The sequence below is a fragment of the Robiginitalea sp. genome, assembly GCF_049588695.1.
GTDB lineage: Bacteria > Bacteroidota > Bacteroidia > Flavobacteriales > Flavobacteriaceae > Robiginitalea.
The window spans coordinates 1-2,391 of sequence record NZ_JBAVZJ010000018.1; the positions used below are offsets into that span (position 1 = coordinate 1).

At 49.6% G+C, this 2,391-nt stretch carries 2 protein-coding genes; both read left to right on the top strand.

What is annotated here, in order from left to right:
• The first annotated feature begins 15 nt into the window (after positions 1–15).
• The gene (locus WBV75_RS00285; RefSeq protein ID WP_424118669.1) at positions 16–1,011 is read left to right on the top strand and encodes a hypothetical protein; all 996 of its coding nucleotides are present in this window, start codon (positions 16–18) and stop codon (positions 1,009–1,011) included.
• A gap of 118 nt (positions 1,012–1,129) precedes the next feature.
• Positions 1,130–2,391: formate--tetrahydrofolate ligase (locus WBV75_RS00290; RefSeq protein WP_424118670.1), on the top strand; the 1,262-nt coding region annotated here is incomplete at its 3' end.

Genomic DNA, 2,391 nt, shown 5'->3' on the forward strand with positions numbered 1-2,391 from the left:
AAAATAAGCTTAAATATGTCGGCAAGAATATCGCTCACTTTACTGGGCCTGGCCGCTTTGACAGGATGTAAAGGAGATCCGAAAACAACGGAATCTGCCCAAACCCCCAATGTAAAAATGGAAGTCCCGGCCGAAGAAACGGCCAACCCTCAGGCTGAAGTTTCTAAAGGGGAGATGGTCGATTCGCGAGAATTCTGCTTTGTCAGTAAGTCTGCCATTACAATTGCAGATTCGGAGGGGTTCAATTATAATTTCTTGCGCTTTACGGTTACGGATGGAGATTCTGCCGAGGGTACCTTTGTGTCTTCGCCTTACGGGACTGACGGTTCCCGTGGATCCTTCAAAGGGATATACCGGGAAGACAAAAACCGGCTGCAGACGACAATAACATATCTCGCAGAGGGTGAACGCTATGAGGAGCAGCGGGACTATACCATTGGACCAGATGGAATTGCCCTTATTGATGAATCGGGGAAACCGGTAATGAAGATGCCTGTGGTGTCCTGTGAACAATACGATAAGGAGATGAAAATGTACAGGCAAAACATCCTGATAAAAAGGGTAAATACATCAGACAGGACCCGCCTTAAGCAGGTCAAAGAGGTCCTTGAATTCGGATACACGGAAGAACAATTAGATAATATGCGTTTTATGGAGCTCCAAATCGATCTGGATAACAATTACCAGACTGAAGAATACCTGCTTTACATCATGGATCCCATGGTCTGTGGGAGCGGGGGATGCAACCTGCTGATTATTGATGATAACGGAAAAACCCTTTCCAACACAACCGTGGTCAAGCTCCCCCTGTACATACCTGTTTCCACTGTAGCAGACATGCAAAATAAGGGAGATTGGAAGCCCCTCTTTGTGTGGAGTCAGGGATATCGAAAACTCACCTCAGATGATGGCGGTTACCCGTACAATGCCTCTATGGCTCCCGAATTTTCTGAAAATGAATTAACAGGGCACCCTGAAAAATATCAATTGGTCCTGGATTACCTCGATTGAACCTGAAGCCATTACTTAATTTAGCTCAAACCGGGAGGAATTTGGTTGAGTTGGCCTGATCAGCCCCGGGAAAATCGTTGTAACTTGAGTTCCTAACCACAATAATTAAAGAAACCTGATGACCGACCTGCAAATAGCTCAAAGCATAGAGGCGAAACACATTCGCGATATTGCCTCCAAAGTAGACATCTCAGAAGAAATCTTAGAATATTACGGGAGTAACAAAGCGAAACTTCCCTTAAGCCTGATCGATTCCGGCCAGGTTTCCAAAAGCAACCTCATCCTGGTTACAGCGATCACCCCAACCCCCGCAGGCGAAGGGAAAACTACAGTTTCCATAGGCCTGGGAGACGGGCTCAACTTCATCGGTAAAAAGGCGCTTACAGTCATCCGGGAACCCAGCCTTGGCCCGGTTTTCGGCATCAAGGGAGGTGCGGCAGGTGGCGGCTATAGCCAGGTCATTCCCATGGCGGATATCAACCTTCATTTTACCGGGGATTTCAACGCGGTTGAAAAGGCCAACAACCTCCTGGCGGCTTTGATCGACAATAACATCCAGGCCAAAACAGGGAATCTGGGCATCGATCCGAGAACCGTATTGTGGAAGCGCTGCATGGACATGAACGACCGGGGGTTGCGCAATATCATTGCGGCCCTTGGGGGAAAAGCCGGGGGGATTCCCAGGGAAACAGGTTTTAATATTACCGCGGCATCGGAGATTATGGCCATCCTGTGTTTGAGCAATGACTTTGAAGACCTGCAGGAGCGCTGTGGCAATATCTACGTTGGGGATACTTTTGAAGGCAAGCCCGTATTTGCCAGGGACCTCAAGGCCGAAGGTGCCATGGCCGTCCTGTTAAAAGATGCCATAAAACCCAATCTCGTACAAACCCTGGAAGGAAATCCGGCCATCATTCACGGGGGGCCCTTTGCCAACATTGCCCAGGGCACCAATTCCGTCCTGGCTACCCGAATGGGCCTTAGCCTGGCAGATTACGTAGTGACTGAGGCGGGTTTTGGAGCAGATCTGGGCGCGGAAAAATTCCTCAACATAAAATGCCGGGCTGCCGGCTTATCGCCAAAGGCCATCGTCCTGGTGGCTACCATAAGGGCCCTTAAATACCACGGGGGGAAACCTTTGGCAGAACTGACTAAGGAAGATACCGGTGCCCTGAAAGCAGGCTTGCCCAATTTGGAGCGGCATTTGAAAAGCCTTCAGAGTTTTGGCATCCCTGTAGTAGTGGCGCTCAATAATTTCACCTCAGATACGGACGCGGAAAGACGATTGCTGATGGATCACTGCGCCTCCCTCGGCGTTCCCATAGAACTCAGCGAAGGATGGGCTGATGGGGGAAAAGGATGTGACGCCCTGGCCGAAGC

Bases quoted from the DNA above. Each gene is read 5' to 3' on its own strand.
- WBV75_RS00285 (WP_424118669.1), top strand. From the start codon at position 16: ATGTCGGCAAGAATATCGCTCACTTTACTGGGCCTGGCCGCTTTGACA.